Here is a 15,587-nt window from a genome sequence, read left to right as displayed (position 1 = left end):
CGCCCGGAGATGCCCGGTCAGAGCGGGCGGATGTTCTCCGCCTGCGGGCCCTTCTGGCCCTGGGTGACCTCGAACTCCACCCGCTGGTTCTCGTCCAGGCTGCGGTAGCCGGAGCTCTGGATCGCGGAGAAGTGGGCGAAGACGTCGGCGCCGCCGCCGTCCGGGGTGATGAAGCCGAAGCCCTTGTCGGCGTTGAACCACTTCACGGTGCCAATTGCCATGTGTTTCGTCTCCTGACGGAACGTACGGTCCGCACCTGTTGCGGACCGAAGTTGTGCCCACCGGAGCGGTGGGTCGCTGTCGCTCTGGTCGCCCCGCCCGGAGAACTCCGGACACAACAAAGCGCGCCTACGGTCACAATCCCGCAGGCGCACACAGAGTCTCTGGGAACCAAAACTGCAACGCGACCACGTTAGCACACCGCCGGCCCCGCGACGTCAACTCCGGCAGATCGGCGGCGTGGCGAGCCTCCCCGGCCCGGCGGCCCGGCGGCCGACCGGTCGGCCGCCAACCAGTCGACTGCCAACCAGCCGACTGCCCACCGCCCGGCTGCCAACCAGTCGACGGCTCACCAGTCGACTGCCCACCGACCGACGGCTCAGCGGCCGGCGTCCGCTTCCGGCACCCGCGCCACCAGGGCGGCCAGGCCGTCGGCGTCGAGCAGGTCCGCCGGACGCACGGTGACGTTCTCGCGTACGTGGTGGAAGGCCGCCCGTACCCGGTCGACCGGTACACCGGCCAGTTCCGCCCAGGCCAGCCGGTACGCCGCCAGCTGCACCGCCGCCGCCTCCGCCTCGACCCCGGTCGGTTGCCGGCCGGTCTTCCAGTCGACGACGTCGTAGCGCCCGCCGGGCAGGCTGAAGACCGCGTCCATCCGGCCCCGGACCAGCAGCCCGCCCACCAGCGTGGCGAACGGCACCTCGACCTCCACCGGGGTGCGGTCGGCCCACTCGCTGCCGAGGAACCGCTCCTGCAACTCGGCCAGCGCCTCGTCGGGCGCGGCGTCCGAGTCCGCCGCCCCGGGCAGCTCGTCGACGTCGAGCAGCCGGCTGATCCCGTACCGCTGCTCCAGCCAGGCGTGGAAGGCGGTGCCCCGGCGGGCGTACGGCTCGGGCGGCCGGGGCATCGGCCGGCGCAGCGTACGGGCCAGTGCCGCCGGGTCGCGGCGCAGCATGACGAGCTGCGAGACGGAGAGATGCTCGGGGAGAGCCACCTCGGCCGGCCCCGAGCGGTGCATCAGCATCTCCCGCTCGGCGAGCAGCAGGTCCGCCTCCCGCCGCCAGGCAGCCACCTCCGGCTCCACCGCCTCCGAGCGCACCATCTCCGGCTCCGGCTCCGGCTGGGGGGAGGTGTTAGGAAGGGGCCCTTCTACAACAGAAAGCGATAATGGGGGGCCCTTCCTTTCGCCTTCGGCGATGAGGTGGCGGACGAGCGCGGCGGCCTCGGCGAGCACCGGCCGCCGGGCGCCGAGCGGATCCGCCGGCCACTCGGCCCGGAGCACCACCTCGGTGGTGGGGTTGGTGGCGTCGGCCAGCGGCTCGGGTGCCCAGGCGTCGACGACGAAGCCGCTCCGGCCGTCCTCGGCGGGGGTGGCGAGGCACCAGTCGTACACCTCGGTCAGGAACGCCGACGGGCCGCGCGGGCGCTTCGTCCCCTCGCCCCACCAGTAGCCGGAGCAGAGCAGCAGCCGGCGCGGCCGGGTCACCGCGACGTACGCCAGCCGGCGTTCCTCCCGCTCGTCGTGCGCCCGCCAGTCGTCGGTGAAGGCGGTCAGCGCGCGGGCCACCGCCTTCTGGTCGTCGGCGTCGTCCAGACCCAGCCTCGGCAGCCCGTCCGCGTCGCCGCGCAACGGGAACGGCAGCACGCCGAGGCCGAGCAGGTAGTGGTCGGAGCCACGGGCGGCGCCCGGCCAGACGCCCCGGCTCAGCCCGGCGACCGAGACGACGTCCCACTCCAGCCCCTTGGCGGCGTGCGCGGTGAGGATCTGCACCGCGCCCTCCACCACCTCGACCTCGCCCGGGGAGAGGCCCCGCTCCTCGTCCTCGGCGGCGGCGAGGTAGGCGAGGAAGGCGTGCAGCGGCGCGCCGGCCGAGTCACCGGCGAACCGGGCCGCCACGTCGCCGAGCGCGTCCAGGTGCCCCCGGGCCAGGCCGGCGTCGCCGCCCCGGCCGTCGCTGCCGGCGCGTACCGCCACCTCCACGTCGAGGCCGATGGTCCGCTCCACGTCCGCGAGCAGGTCGGGCAACGGCTGGTCCAGGCGGTGCCGGAGCAGGCCGAGTTCTTTCGCGTACGCCCGCAGCCGCGCATAGCCCTCCGCCGAGTACGCCTGCGCCGGGCCGAGGTCGGCCAGCGCCTCGACCAGGGTCGCCTCGTCCAGCCGGTCGGTCACGATCTCCGGCTCGGTGTCGTCGCCGTCACCGCCCCGGGGCAGTGCCTGCCGGGCGCGGGCGATCGCGGTGGCGCGCCGGTGCAGGGCGACCAGGTCGCGCGGGCCGATCCGCCAGCGTGCCCCGGTCAGCAACCGGAGCAGCGCGGCACCGTCGGTCGGATCGGAGAGCACCCGCAGCGTGCAGACCACGTCCCGCACCTCGGGGGTGTCGAGCAGCCCGCCGAGCCCGACCACCTCGACCGGCAGTCCCCGGTCGCGCAGCGCCGCCTCGATCGCCGGGATCTGGCTGCGCAGCCGGACCAGCACCGCCGTCGTCGGCCGGGCCAGCACCGGGATCTGCTCGGGCAGCGCGTCCGGCATCCGGGCCGCCCCGCGCCAGGCGGCGAGGATGCTGTCGGCGATCCAGTCGGCCTCGTCGGCGTACGTGTCGAGCAGCGCGCAGTGCACGGTACCGCCCGGGTGCCCCCGGGCGCTGCGCCCGGGAATCTCCTCGTCCACCCGGTGGGCGGCGGCCAGCTCGGCGACCTGCGCCCCGGCGGCCCGCAGCGGTGCGGCGAGCCCGTTCGCGACGTCCAGGATCTGCGGCCGGTTGCGCCAGCTCGTGGTGAGGGTGCGCACCTGCGCCGGGGTGCCGTCCGGCGCGGCGAACTCGGCCGGGAACCGGTCCAGGGTGCCGGCGCTGGCGCCCCGCCAGCCGTAGATCGACTGGCACGGGTCGCCGACGGCGGTGACCGGGTGCCCGCCGCCGTAGAGCGAGCGGAGCAGCACCACCTGGGCGTGCGAGGTGTCCTGGTACTCGTCGAGCAGCACCACCTTGTAGCGCCCGCGCTCGATCGCGCCGACCTCCGGGTGGTCCCGGGCCACCAGCGCCGCCCGGGCGAGCTGGTCGCCGAAGTCCATCGCCTCGAAGTCGTCCTTGCGCTGGGCGTACGCCCGGACCAGCGGCAGCAGCCGCAGCCGGAGCTGTTGCAGGTGCAGCGCCCTGCGCACGTCGGCGTAGACCCGGCCGGGCCGGGACTGCACCTCGGCGAAGAAGCGTCCGGTCCAGGCGGCCAGGTCGTCCGGGGTGACCAGGTGTTCGGCCAGGTCGGCGGCGAGCGCGAGGACGGCGTCGGTGATGGTGCTCGGCTGTCGCTCCACCTCGGACATGTCCCCGTCGTGGTTGCGGACGATCGAGTCGACGATCTGCCAGCGGGACGCCTCGGTGAGCAGCCGGGTGGAGGGCTCGTAGCCGCCGCGCAGGCCGTGCTCGGTGACGATCCGGGCCGCGTACGAGTGGTACGTCGCCACGGTCGGCTCACCGCCGAACGGGTCGTCGTCGCTGTTGCGGCTGTTGCGGCCCAGCCGGCGCACCAGTTGGCCGAGGCGGGTCCGGATCCGGGTGCCGAGTTCCCCGGCCGCCTTGCGGGTGAAGGTGAGGCCGAGGACGTGCCCCGGTTCGACGTACCCGTTGGCGACCAGCCAGACCACCCGGGCGGCCATCGTCTCGGTCTTGCCGGAGCCCGCCCCGGCGACCACCAGCAGCGGTTCGACCGGCGCCGAGATGATCGCGGCCTGCTCCCGGGTCGGTGCCGGCAACCGGAGCAGCTTGGCCAGCTCGACCGGGGTGTACCGGGGACCGGCGTCGGCGACCCGCTGGGGTGGCGCCGAGGTGAACAGCGATGGCTGGGTCACCGTCCCTCCCCGCCGCCGCCGCGCTGGCCGGGTGGCTTCGGCGCCTTCGGCGGGGTGTCGTCGGGGCGGCGCCGGGTGGGCGGCTCGACGACCTGCCGGCCCTGCCCGGAAATCGGGCAACTGGCCCGCACCGGGCAGACCCGGCACTTCGAGTTGGCGACGGCGGAGAAGGTGGCCGCGGCCATCGTGTCGGCGGTACGCCGGACCATCGCCCGCGCCCAGCTCCCGGTCTCCTCGGCCGGGACGACCGGCGGCTGGACCTGCTCCCTGGCGTCCTGGGTCGGGGTGCCGAGCTGCACCAGCGCGGCCCCGCCCGGCTCCGATCCGGCGGCCAGGCCCTCGAACGCCCCCGCCTCCACCGCCGCCTGGTAGGCGCCGAGCTGTGGATGCTCGGCCAGCTCCGACGCGGTCACCGCCGTCGACCTGCCGGTCTTGAGGTCGATCACCACGAGCCGGCCCTCGGCGTCCACCTCCAGCCGGTCCACCCGGCCGGTCAGCTCGATCGGACGCTTCGGGTCGTCGAGGCGTACCGCGAACTCGTGCTCGATGGCGAGCAGCCGGCGCGGGTTGCCGGCGAGCCAGCGCAGCAGCTTGTCCACCATCACCTCGGCGCGGGCCCGTTCGGTGCCGGCCATCCAGCGGGCGGCGAGTTCGATCACGTCGAACCGGGCGGCGACGTACTCCAGCAGCTTCCCCCGGTCGGCGCTGGCGTCCTCGGCGAGCATGGCGGCCGCGTGCACCAGGTTGCCGACCCCCTGCGCCGAGCTGGCCGGAGCCCGGCCGCCGTGCCGCTCCAGCAGCCACCGCAGGCTGCACCGCAGCGCGCTCTCCATCCCCGACGGGGTGACCCGGACCGGCTCCCCCTCGTCGACAAGCGGCCGGTCGTCGGAGAGCGCCCGCAGCCCCCACCAGTCGTCGGGATGCGCTCCCGGCACTCCCGCCACCGCCAACCGGGCCAGCTCGGCCGCCGCCGCCCGCCGCCGGCCCGGCGACGCCGCCGGATCCGTCACGGCGGTACGCAGCTCGGCCACCAGCGCCGCCAACGTCAACGCCCGCGGCGGCCGTGCAAGGAAGGGCCCCCCGTTATCGCTTTCTGTAGAAGAAGGGCCCCCGCCTAACACCTCATCCCGCTCGCCGGCGGGCGGCGGGCCGGCGGGCGGCGGGCCGGCGGGCGGTGGGCCGGCGGGCGGTGGGCCGGCGGGCGGTGGGTCACTGTCGGGGGGGCCGCCAGCCCTCGGGGCGCGCGCCGCCGTGCCCGGGGCCGGGTCAGTGCCCGGGGCCGGGTCAGTGCCCGGGGCCGGGTCAGTGCCCGGGGCCGGGTCTGCCGGGGCGAGTTCGTAGAGGAAGCGGCTGGGCTGTTCCTCGTGGTCGGCGACCCCGACCGCCGCCGAGGCGACGGCGCTGACCAGCAGCCTTCGCCGGGCCCGGGTCGCGGCGACGTAGAAGAGCCGGCGCTCCTCGTCCAGGGTCGCCGAGGTCTGCCCGACCAGGGTGGCCGCGTCCCCGGCCCCCTCACCCCGCCCGGCGAGCAGGTCGACCAGCCGCTCCGAGCCGAGCAGGCTGCCGCGCAGCCGCAGGTCCGGCCAGATTCCCTCCTGTACGCCGGCCACCACCACCAGGTCCCATTCGAGCCCCTTTGCCGCGTGCGCGGTGAGCAGGCGTACCGCCTCGCCCCGGTCGGCGCTCGGCGCGATCGTGTCGGCCGGCAGGTCCTGCCCCATGACGTGGTCGAGGAAGACCTCGGTACGCGCCCCGGGCAGCCGGTCGACGAACCGGGCCGCTGCGTCGAAGAGTACGACGATCGCGTCCAGGTCCCGGTCGGCGGCGGCGGCCCGCCAGCGCAGCCCGGTGTCCTGGGCGCCGGCCGTGGTGTGTGACCGGGCCAGGGCGGCGGTCCAGCGTTCGGCGAGCCCGCTGGCCCGCCACACCGCCCAGAGCACCTCCTCGGCCGTCGCCCCCGGCACGGCGGCGGCCTCCCGGGCGGCGGCGAGCAGGTTCGCGACCGCCTGTGCCGGTGCCGCCCAGCGGCGCTCGATCGCGAGCAGGTCACCCGGCTCCCGCAGCGCCTCGACCAGCAGGTCGCCGGAGGGCCGCCGGTCGCCGCCGGCCAGCGCCAGGGCGCGCATCCCCTGCCGCAGCCGCCGCTCGGCCAGCGGGTCGGCCCCGCCCAGCGGGGAGTGCAGCAGCGTGACGGCCGCCTCCTCGTCCAGCCGTTCCGGCTCCAGCGCGCAGCGCAGCAGCAGCAACAGCGGCGCCACCGCCGGTTGCAGGTGCAGCGGCAGGTCCTCGGCGTGCACCACGGTCGGCACCCCGACGGTGTGCAACGCGCGCTGCAGCGGCGGAAGTTGCAGCGCGGTGGAGCGGAGCAGCACCGCCATCCGCGACCAGGGCACCCCGTCGAGCAGGTGCGCCGAGCGGAGCGCGTGCGCCAGGTAGGCCGCCTCGCTGGTGCCCGAGCGGAAGGTGCGGATCTGCACCGCCCCCGGCGCGGCGTCCGGCGCCGGGCGCAGGTCACGGTGGGCCACCGGCCCGCGCAGCCGCCGCGCCAACCGCCGGGTCGCGGCCAGCAGTTCCGACCCCGACCGGTACGACGTGAGCAGCAGCCGGGTGCCGCCCACTGCTCCGGAGACGGTACGGAACCGGTGCGGAAAACTGTGCACGATCTCCGGGTCGGCGCCTCGGAAGGCGTAGGTGGACGAGTCCGGGTCACCGAAGGCGACAAGTGACTTGCCGCCCCCGGCCACCAGGTGCAGCAGGTCCACCTGGGCCGGGTCGGTGTCGGCGAGGTCGTCGACGTAGACGTGTGCGAGCCGGGCCCGCTCGGCGTCGAGCAGGTCGGGGTCGTCGGTGAGCAGGCCGGAGGCGGCCCGGACCAGTTCGGCCGGATCGTAGGCGACCGAGCCCCGGGTGGTGACGTCGCGCAGCGCGAGCACCGCGACGTACTGTCGGAGGAACCGGGCGGCGGCCGGCCAGTCTGCCCGGCCGAGCCGTTCGCCGAGCCGGGCCAGCTCGACCGGCCCGATGCCGCGCTCGGCCGCCCGCATCAGCAGGTCACGGAGCTGCTCGGCAAAGGCCCGGGTACGCAGCGCCGCGCGCAACTCCACCGGCCAGCCGACCGGGTCGTCGAGTTCGTCCGCCGCCGGCCCGGCCTCGCCGCCGTCACCGTCGCCCTCCTCGACACCGATCACCCCGAGCAGCTCCCGGATGATCAGATCCTGCTCCGGGCCGGTGAGCAGCCGGGGCGAGGGCTCGCCGCGCTCCGCTGCCGACCGGCGCAGCAGCCCGAAGGCGTACGCCGGGAAGGTGCGGACCAGCGGCTCGTGCAGTACCCGCCCGGTGGCCTCGGCGATCCGCGCCTCGATCCGGTGCCGCAGGGCGGTGGCGGAGCGGCGGCCGAACGCCAGCACCAGGATGCGTTCCGGGTCGACGCCCTCGGCGACCCGGGCGACGACCGCCTCGACCAGGGTGCTCGTCTTGCCGGTGCCCGGTCCACCGAGGACCAGCAGCGGGCCGTCGGTGTGCGCGACGACCTCCCGCTGCCCGGGATCGTCGTGTCGGGCCGGCCCGGCCTCGGCCGGCCGGCGGACCAGCCGGTACGCCTGCACGTCGCCCATCACACCACGCCGCCCCGACGAGCGACCCTCAGGTACGCCCGCGCCGCGCCTGTTCGAACTGTCCGACGGAGGACCATCGCGTCACAGGCGTGCCTCGTCTCGAGAGCGTCGTGTCGGCTGGTATGTGCCCCGGTCGGTGTCGGCGAACCGGTGTCGCATGCCCCGTCTGTCGCATGCCCCGTCTGTGCGCCCAGCTCGACAGTGTGCACCGGTTACCTTCCGGCTGGGCTGTCGGGATGGTGATCCCGGTCTGTCCGCCTCGGCGTAGGAGGGGTGACCGGACCGTGTCAGAGGGGTGACCTGACCGTGAAGGTCGCGGCGGCTCGTCCTGCGGCGCCCTCGGGCGTCCGGATGCTCAACTCCGATCCGCTGTGCGAGAGATAGCGGCTCGGGTAGTTCCGCGAACGTAGCGAGACTCCCCTACCGGCCAGTCCGGGAATGGCACAGAAGGTGGCGTCGGCGGCGAAGAGTGCCGAGCCGTCGCGGCGGTGCAGATAGATCCTGAAGTTCTGGTGCCGCAGATAGTAACCCGGGTAATTGACGGATTCGAGGGAGACGCAGCGCCGGTCGGCCAGGCCGGACCGGATGACGAACGTGGCGTCGAGCCGGTCGTGCCATCCGCTGCCCGCGCCGATCCGGTCGACCCGCCCGACGAACCGCGCGTGCCGGACCCGGAATCCCGACCGGGCGACCGGCTCCAGCCCGACCCGGGCGCCCTGGGAGAGCGTCGGCGGCTTCGGTGCCTCCTCCGCCCTCGGCGGTGCCGTCGTACGGCCCGGTGACGTCGTGCGGGGCGGCGTGGTGCGGGCGGGCGACGTCGTACTGGCTGGTTCCGGGGTCGGGTTGCGTGCTTCGCTCACCATCCCGACCTCCGCCGCCGGATCGTCGCCGTCCGGCTCCGGCGGCTCCGGGCTCGGTGCACCGGGAACCGACAGGTCGTCGAGGGGCACGCTCGACCGGATGTCGGGCAGGACCGGCGCGGACTCCCACTCCATCCGGGTCTGGCCGGCACCCTGTGCCAGGAAGACGGTCGCGAGCGTCGCGAGCATCAGCAGCGCGGTGGTGCCGGCGAGCAGCACCCCGGAGGAGGAGCGCTCCCCGGAGCCGTGCCAACGGTCCCACCGGGCCACGCCCGCGACGCGCCGCCAGGGCCGCTCCCGGTCCGTTCCCACCCGAACCGGTCCGGCGGCGGTGTCGGCACCGCCCTCGTCGTCGGCGCAGGTGGACGTCGATGAATGCGAAACCGCAGCTCGACAGGCTCGACCGGCTTCATGAGAAGGCAGCCACCTGCCGATTCGCAGTCCTCCGGCAATGTCGTCCTCAGACACGTATGCTCCATTCCAGTCGGCCGCCGCTACACCCCGACTGCCCCGGCGCGGAAGCTTCCTCGCGTCGCGGGACGTGTCACTTTCCCACCTGATCGCAGTCGAGTACAAGTCTCGACTGATCGTGACTATTGGAGTAATGGACACCGCACGGAAATCAATTCCCGACGGGCACCGGCAACCGTGCCGAGGGTCAGGCGGCGGTCAGCCAGAGCAGGGCGGCGGCACCGAGCGAGGCCAGCACGAACCAGCAGGCCAGCAGCGGGCCGACCGGCGGTCGTGGTGGCTCTACCGTCGGTGGCGGTACCGCGCCGGCAGTCGCGAGTGCCTGCTCGCGGGCGTACCGGAGGGCATTGGCCAGTTCATCGGCGGTACGCTCGCCCCGCGCGGCCGGGAGCAGCCGGAAATGCCTTCGCGCCACCACCGCGACGAACGTCTCCCCGTCGTCCTCATCCTCCTCGTGCTCGTCCTCGTCGGCGATGACGAGCACGCCGCCACCTTCGGTCTGCTCCACCCGGGTCCGGGCCGACCAGGTGACCCGGACGATCCGCCACGGTGTCACCTCCACCAGACCACCCGCGTTCCAGCACAGGTACGGGCGCAGCCACCGCCTCCATCCGAAGTAGAGCGCGGCGGCGGTCAGCGGCGCCGCGATGGCCACGGCCGCCACGGCGTCCAGCGGGGCGACCAGGCCGGCGACGAACTGACCGACGGTCGCCAGTGTCACCGGGACGGCGCCCAGCGCCCTGGCCCAGGCGATCAGCGGATGCATCCGGTGCAGGCGCGGCTCGGCCGGGGTGGCCCGCCGGTCGGCGGCGGCGAGCAGGGTCAGCTCGACGGCGGGCTCGTCGGCCACCGGAAGGTGTTCCCCCGTGACCGTGTCGACCGACACGTCGAGCAGCGACTCCACCGGGTCGGATGGCACCCGGAGCCGGCCGCCGACCTGCACCGCGCACCACTTCCCCGGCCGGGGGTCGCCGTAGAGCACCGCCGGCACCGGCACGTCCGCGAAACGGGTGTCGGACGGATCGGCGTCGGACGGATCGGCGTCGGACGGATCGGCGTCGGACGGATCGGCGTCGGACGGATCGGCGTCGGACGGATCGGCGTCGGACGGATCGGCGTAGACGGCCGGCATCGTGGCCACGGCCGCCCGGCCGGGGCCACTGCCGGGCAGGAAGACGTACACCTCGTGGTAGTTCTCGACCGCGCGTACCGCCCGGACGGGTTGCGCCGTCGCGAAGAGCCGGCGCAGCGCCGAATTGGTGTCGAGGGCACGCAGAGCGCCGGCGAGGGCGACCGAGCCGGCGGTCGCCGCCAGGGCCAGCCAGCCGGTCGCGTCGTAGGGCTCGCTGACCGGCTGGCGGAGCCCTCGACCGTCGACGTGGAGCGCTATCGGGCCGCCGACCGGGTGGTCGGCCGCGTCCAGCACGTCCACCTTCACCGAGCTGCCGTCCGGCAGGTCGACCCGGGCGGTGAACTCGTCGACATGCTCGCGCACCGTCCCGGTGACCTGCAGGGCCGCCCGCTGCTGAGCGTCCTTACGCGCCTGCTCGGCGTAGGACCACCAGGTCAGCGCGGCGACAACGACGGCGAGCACGCCGGCCAGGGCAAACCAGCGCCGGCCGAGTACCGGCAGCCGGGTGTCCGGGGCCGGGGCCGGCCGATGGTCCGTCACCGGCGGCGTCCCGGCCGGACCCGGGTCGCCGGCCCGGCGGGCCGGATCGGAGACGTACCAGCCGACGGCGGCGTGCCCGGCCACCGCCAGGTAGACCCACCACGGCATGACCGGGTCGGCGATGTCGGCCAGCACGAATGTCACCGCCATGGCGGTCGCCAACCAGGCTGCGGTACGCGCGTGCAGGTATACGGCGATCATCGATCCGGCGAGCAGGCCGATCGAGGCCGCCGAGACCGCACTCGGCCGGCACGGCTGCGCCACCGAACAGGGCCGGGCCAGCTCCGCACCGGCTATCGCGGTGGCGACCACGGCGGCCCCGGTGAGCAGGAGGAGCAGGCGGGGATCGCGCCACCAGGGCCGGTTCTCGGACATCGGCTGATCATGCCCGGCCGGTCCGGTTTCGGACACGGCCGTTCGGTCCTGCCGTGGTGGAACGCCCGGACCGGGAAATGCCCGGCACTCGGACCAGCGACTGGCGAGGCTCTCCTCGGTCAAACCGTCAGCAAACTAACGCTCTTCGTGGTCGGACAAACACAAACGGTATCGCGATGGTGGGCGGATGCTGAAAACGTCCAATGGGGAGGCGACATGAACGAGGCAGTACGGATCGCCATGGCCGAGCTGGGCGAGACCGCCGAGTCGCTGGCAGAGAAGGTCGCGGTCGACCCGAAGGAGCTGTTCCATATCGTGGGCGGCGCGCCGCGGCCGGGCCTGTCGGATCAACCTTCGGCGAGGCGGTCGGCCGTCGGACGCGTCATGCCCGCCGAGTTCCACGCCGCACTCGACGTCATCCAGGGCACGCACCAAATCCCGCGTCGGCAGGGACGGGTGAAAGCGGGTTGAAGCCGGCCGTGGCTAGTTTCGCCGGGTCGAGCCGTACCGCCGGCACTTCGATCCCTTGGAGGAAGTCATGGAGCATTCACAGGCAGCGCGGGTAGGACAGGGAGCGGTGGCCGGGACGCGCCGGGCGTCGACGTGGCGCCGGGCCGCCCGGGTGGCAGTCGTCGGCGTGCTGGCCGGCGCCGCCGTCGGCCTCGCCGGCTCGCCCGGCCTCGCCGCCACCGGTCGGATCAGCATCTCCAGCCCGACCGGGCCGAACGTCACGTTGCTGAACCCACCCGCCGGCTGCCACAACATCCAGGCCAGCCTCCCGGCCGGCACCGTCGTGCGGAACCAGACCGACGCGACCATCGTGGTCTATCCCGCGCTCGGCTGCTCCGGCCTGCCCTCCGTCGTGCTGCCACCGGGCGGCTCCACCGCGTTCTCGCCGCGAAGCGTCGACGTGCTGTCGTAGCCGACGCGTCCGTCGGCGTTCCGTCGTAGCCGACGCGTCCGTCGGCGTTCCGTCGTGGCCGACGCGTCCGTCGGTACAGGCAGCGCCGCCGTCAGCGGAAGCCGCCGCCGTCATGCGGGCGTCCGCGCCGGGCGTCAGCGGGAGCCGCGCCGCCGCCCGGCCGCCGACTGCTGAGCCGCCGACTGCCGAGCCGCCGACTGCTGGGCGGCCTCGGCCTGGGCTATCGCGCTCTCCTGGATCGCCTCCTGCTCGGCGGCGAGGGCCGCGTCGGCCTCCACGATGTGCCGGACGGCGGCGCTGACGTCGTCGGTGATGATGATCAGTTCGAGGTCGGCCGGGCCGATCTTCCCGTCGGCGGCGAGCGTGTCCCGGAGCCAGTCGATGAGCGGGCGCCAGTACGCCATGCCCATCAGGACCACCGGAAACCGGGTCACCTTGCCGGTCTGCACCAGGGTCAGCGCCTCGAAGAGCTCGTCCAGGGTGCCGAAGCCGCCGGGCAGCACCACGAACGCCTGGGCGTACTTGACGAACATCGTCTTGCGGGCGAAGAAATACCGGAAGTCGATCGCCATGTCGACCCAGTCGTTGAGGCCCTGCTCGAACGGCAGCTCGATGCCGAGCCCGACCGAGAGGCCGCCGGCCTCCGTCGCGCCCCGGTTGGCCGCCTCCATCACCCCCGGTCCGCCGCCGGTTATCACCGCGTAGCCGGCGGCGGCGAGCGCCGCGCCGAGCTGCTCGGCGAGTACGCACTCCGGGCTGTCGGGCTTGCTGCGGGCCGAGCCGAAGACGCTGACCGCCGGGGGCAGGTCGGCCAGGGTGTCGAAGCCCTCCACGAACTCCGACAGGATGCGCAGGGCCCGCCAGGCGTCCTTGGTCTTCCAGTCGCCGCGGCTCCGGGAGTCGAGCAGCCGCTGGTCCGCCGTACTCAACGGGATCGCTTCGCGGCGCAGCGTGACCGCCCCCCGGTGCCGTTCCGGTCCCGGACCCCGGCCGCCGTTCCGGCTCTCGCTGTGGTTCATGGGCTCCACCGTAATCCCGTGGGCCAGCGCCGGGGTGGCGTGATCTGGTACGTCGCGGGACAAACATCCGGCGCCGACGCAACCAAACATGTCTCACCAGCGTCTTACCATTCACAAAGGGAAACGCGCGGCGCCCACACCACGGCCGCGCACCTTCCGGGGGGCAATTGTGATGACCAACGGGGAGATCATCCGGCTTCGACGACAGATGCAGCGCCGGATCAGGGCGGTGGTGGCCGAGCGCCGGTTGGCCCGCACCGCCGCGCCGGTCGGTGCCGACGACGGCGAGCCGGGGTCGGCCCAGGAATCGCTGACACACCAGCACGTCGACGGCTAGTCCGTCGACCCGACAGCACCGGGACAGCGGTGCGGGCCGGCGGCAGAGGGGTCACCGCCGGCCCGCACCGTACCGGGATCGGGGCGCCGGGCCGGCCCGGGCCACGCCGCCTCAGTGTGAGGCGAGCCAGCGGTGCAGGGTGGCGGCGCCGTCCCGGATCTTGCCGATCTCGACGTGCTCGTCGGGGGCGTGCGCGAGGTTCGGGTCACCCGGTCCGAAGTTGAGCGCCGGGATGCCGAGGGCGGCGAACCGCGCCACGTCGGTCCAGCCGAGCTTGCCGATCGGGTCCGCGCCGACCGCCGCCAGGAACTCCCGGGCCGGTGCGGCGGTCAGCCCCGGCAGCGCGCCCGGTGCCGAGTCGATCAGCCGCACCTGGTAGCCGTCGAAGGTCTCCCGGAGGTGCAGCTCCGCCTCCTGCGCCGTACGGTCCGGTGCGAACCGGTAGTTGACCTCCATCTCGCAGAGGTCCGGTACCACGTTGCCGGCGACGCCGCCGCCGATCCGGACGGCGTTCATCCCCTCCCGGTAGACGCAGCCGTCGATGGTGACCATCCGGGCCTGATAGCCGGCGAGCCGGTGGATCGCGTCACCGATGCCGTGGATCGCGTTCACCCCGTTCCACGAACGGGCCGAGTGTGCCCGCCGGCCGGTTGCGCTGACCATCGCCCGCATCGTGCCCTGGCAGCCCGCCTCGACCACCCCGTGCGTCGGTTCCAGCAGCACCGCGAAGTCGGCGGTCAGCCACTCCGGGTGGGCCTGCGCGACCAGGGTCAGCCCGTTGTAGCGGGACTCGATCTCCTCGGCCTCGTAGAAGAAGTACGTCACGTCGTAGCGGGGCTCGGGCACGCTCACCGCCAGGTGCAACGCGTACGCCACCCCGGACTTCATGTCGGAGGTGCCGCAGCCGTAGATCAGGTCGCCCTGCACGCTGGACGGGAAGTTGTTGTTCAGCGGCACCGTGTCCAGGTGCCCGGCCAGCACCACCCGCTGGGCCCTGCCCAGCTCGGTACGCGCCATGATCGTATTGCTGTGCCGCGCCACGGTCAGGTGCGGGACGTCCGTCAGCACCTCCTCGACGCAGTCCGCGATCTCCTTCTCGTTCCTGGACACGGACTCGATGTCGACCAGGGCGCGGGTCAACGCGACCGGATCGGCCAACACCTCGGGGGTGAGCGGGTTCTCCATGGTGGGAGACGGTACCGTCAAGGTCGTATCGGCGGGACGCGTCCAAGGCTCGGAAATGACGTTCCACACTTCCGCCTGAGTCGAATCCTGCCCGGATGACGGAGAGGTGCACCGGTGACGACCGCACAGCCCGCCTGGGGGATCGGCGTAGCCACGCTCGCCGGGGACCAGGTGCTCGACACGTGGTACCCGACCGGCAAGCTCGGCCTCGGCTCCTCGCCGCTGGTCGCGGGCGAGGACGGCGACGTGCTCGACCTGCCGCCGGGTGCGCTCGGTGAGCAGGCGCTGCCGGGGCTGCGTACCGCGGTGGTGGTCACCGAGATCGGCTCGCTGGCCGACCCGATCAAGGACGCCTCCGACGCGTACCTCCGGTTGCACCTCCTCTCCCACCGGCTGGTCCGGCCCAACGAGCTGAACCTCGACGGCATCTTCGGGGTGCTCGCCAACGTCGCCTGGACCTCGGCCGGGCCCTGCCCGCCGGAGCGGGTCGACGAGCTGCGGGTGGTCGAGCGGGCCGCCGGCCGGCACCTGGCGGTCTACGGGGTCGACAAGTTTCCCCGGATGACCGACTACGTCGTCCCGGCCGGGGTCCGCATCGCCGACGCCGACCGGGTGCGCCTCGGCGCCCACCTGGCCAGCGGCACCACCGTGATGCACGAGGGCTTCTGCAACTTCAACGCCGGCACGCTCGGCGCCTCGATGGTGGAGGGCCGGATCGTCGCCGGGGTGGTGGTCGGGGACGGCTCCGACATCGGCGCCGGCGCCTCGATCATGGGCACCCTCTCCGGCGGCGGCAGGGAGAAGGTCCGGATCGGCGAGCGGAGCCTGCTCGGCGCCAACGCCGGGATCGGGATCTCGCTCGGCGACGACTGCGTGGTGGAGGCGGGCTGCTACGTCACCGCCGGCTCCAAGGTCACCCTGCCGGACGGCCGGGTGGTCAAGGCCCGCGAGCTCTCCGGGGTCGACGGGCTGCTCTTCTGGCGCAACTCGGTGACCGGCGCGCTGGAGGCGAAACCGCGAACCGGCCGGGGCATCGAGCTGAACGCCGCCCTGCACGCCAACGACTGAG

At 73.9% G+C, this 15,587-nt stretch carries 11 protein-coding genes; 4 read left to right on the top strand and 7 right to left on the bottom strand.

Annotated features, from left to right (window positions below):
• Positions 1–17: 17 nt before the first annotated feature.
• The 5 genes from cspE to ACN27G_RS36215 form a co-directional block, all read right to left on the bottom strand.
• Entirely contained in the window at positions 18–221 is a 204-nt protein-coding gene (gene cspE, locus ACN27G_RS36235) for a transcription antiterminator/RNA stability regulator CspE (protein WP_007464836.1), read from the bottom strand.
• 377 nt (positions 222–598) lie between these two features.
• Positions 599–4,063, bottom strand: a complete 3,465-nt coding sequence (locus tag ACN27G_RS36230; protein WP_421497106.1) for an ATP-dependent helicase — start codon at positions 4,061–4,063, stop codon at positions 599–601.
• Entirely contained in the window at positions 4,060–7,668 is a 3,609-nt protein-coding gene (locus ACN27G_RS36225) for an ATP-dependent helicase (RefSeq protein ID WP_421497604.1), read from the bottom strand. Before ACN27G_RS36225 ends, ACN27G_RS36230 begins: the two co-directional genes overlap by 4 nt.
• 296 nt (positions 7,669–7,964) lie before the next feature.
• Complete coding sequence (locus ACN27G_RS36220) at positions 7,965–8,849, bottom strand: AbfB domain-containing protein (protein ID WP_421497105.1); 885 nt, start codon at positions 8,847–8,849, stop codon at positions 7,965–7,967.
• A gap of 346 nt (positions 8,850–9,195) precedes the next feature.
• A complete protein-coding gene (locus ACN27G_RS36215; RefSeq protein ID WP_421497104.1) occupies positions 9,196–11,055 on the bottom strand; it encodes a hypothetical protein in 1,860 nt (619 codons plus the stop codon).
• A 216-nt stretch (positions 11,056–11,271) separates the two neighbouring features.
• On the opposite strand from ACN27G_RS36215, the gene ACN27G_RS36210 reads away from it, so the two are divergent.
• Entirely contained in the window at positions 11,272–11,526 is a 255-nt protein-coding gene (locus ACN27G_RS36210) for a hypothetical protein (protein ID WP_421497103.1), read from the top strand.
• A gap of 106 nt (positions 11,527–11,632) precedes the next feature.
• Complete coding sequence (locus ACN27G_RS36205; RefSeq protein WP_421497102.1) at positions 11,633–11,977, top strand: hypothetical protein; 345 nt, start codon at positions 11,633–11,635, stop codon at positions 11,975–11,977.
• A gap of 134 nt (positions 11,978–12,111) precedes the next feature.
• Here the strand turns inward: ACN27G_RS36205 and ACN27G_RS36200 are convergent, their stop codons facing one another.
• Positions 12,112–12,996 (bottom strand): TIGR00730 family Rossman fold protein, encoded by an 885-nt coding sequence (locus ACN27G_RS36200; protein ID WP_421497101.1) that lies wholly within the window; start codon positions 12,994–12,996, stop codon positions 12,112–12,114.
• Positions 12,997–13,168: 172 nt separating this feature from the next.
• Here ACN27G_RS36200 and ACN27G_RS36195 point away from each other — a divergent pair, with 172 nt between their 5' ends.
• The gene (locus ACN27G_RS36195) at positions 13,169–13,333 is read left to right on the top strand and encodes a hypothetical protein (RefSeq protein WP_421497100.1); all 165 of its coding nucleotides are present in this window, start codon (positions 13,169–13,171) and stop codon (positions 13,331–13,333) included.
• A 111-nt stretch (positions 13,334–13,444) separates the two neighbouring features.
• Here ACN27G_RS36195 and dapE read toward each other — a convergent pair whose 3' ends face one another.
• A complete protein-coding gene (dapE, locus tag ACN27G_RS36190; RefSeq protein ID WP_421497099.1) occupies positions 13,445–14,518 on the bottom strand; it encodes a succinyl-diaminopimelate desuccinylase in 1,074 nt (357 codons plus the stop codon).
• Positions 14,519–14,632: 114 nt separating this feature from the next.
• On the opposite strand from dapE, the gene dapD reads away from it, so the two are divergent.
• Positions 14,633–15,586, top strand: coding sequence for a 2,3,4,5-tetrahydropyridine-2,6-dicarboxylate N-succinyltransferase (gene dapD, locus ACN27G_RS36185; protein ID WP_421497098.1), 954 nt, complete (start codon positions 14,633–14,635; stop codon positions 15,584–15,586).
• Position 15,587 lies beyond the last annotated feature (1 nt).

The organism is Plantactinospora sp. WMMB334 (genome assembly GCF_049179095.1).
Taxonomy (GTDB): Bacteria; Actinomycetota; Actinomycetes; order Mycobacteriales; family Micromonosporaceae; genus Plantactinospora.
The sequence above is the reverse complement of the archived record's forward strand: the minus strand, read 5'-3'. Positions and strand labels throughout refer to the sequence as shown.

Bases quoted from the DNA above. Each gene is read 5' to 3' on its own strand.
- ACN27G_RS36210 (WP_421497103.1), top strand. From the start codon at position 11,272: ATGAACGAGGCAGTACGGATCGCCATGGCCGAGCTGGGCGAGACCGCC.
- ACN27G_RS36195 (WP_421497100.1), top strand. From the start codon at position 13,169: ATGACCAACGGGGAGATCATCCGGCTTCGACGACAGATGCAGCGCCGG.
- cspE (WP_007464836.1), bottom strand. From the start codon at position 221: ATGGCAATTGGCACCGTGAAGTGGTTCAACGCCGACAAGGGCTTCGGC.
- ACN27G_RS36215 (WP_421497104.1), bottom strand. From the start codon at position 11,055: ATGTCCGAGAACCGGCCCTGGTGGCGCGATCCCCGCCTGCTCCTCCTG.
- dapE (WP_421497099.1), bottom strand. From the start codon at position 14,518: ATGGAGAACCCGCTCACCCCCGAGGTGTTGGCCGATCCGGTCGCGTTG.
- ACN27G_RS36200 (WP_421497101.1), bottom strand. From the start codon at position 12,996: ATGAACCACAGCGAGAGCCGGAACGGCGGCCGGGGTCCGGGACCGGAA.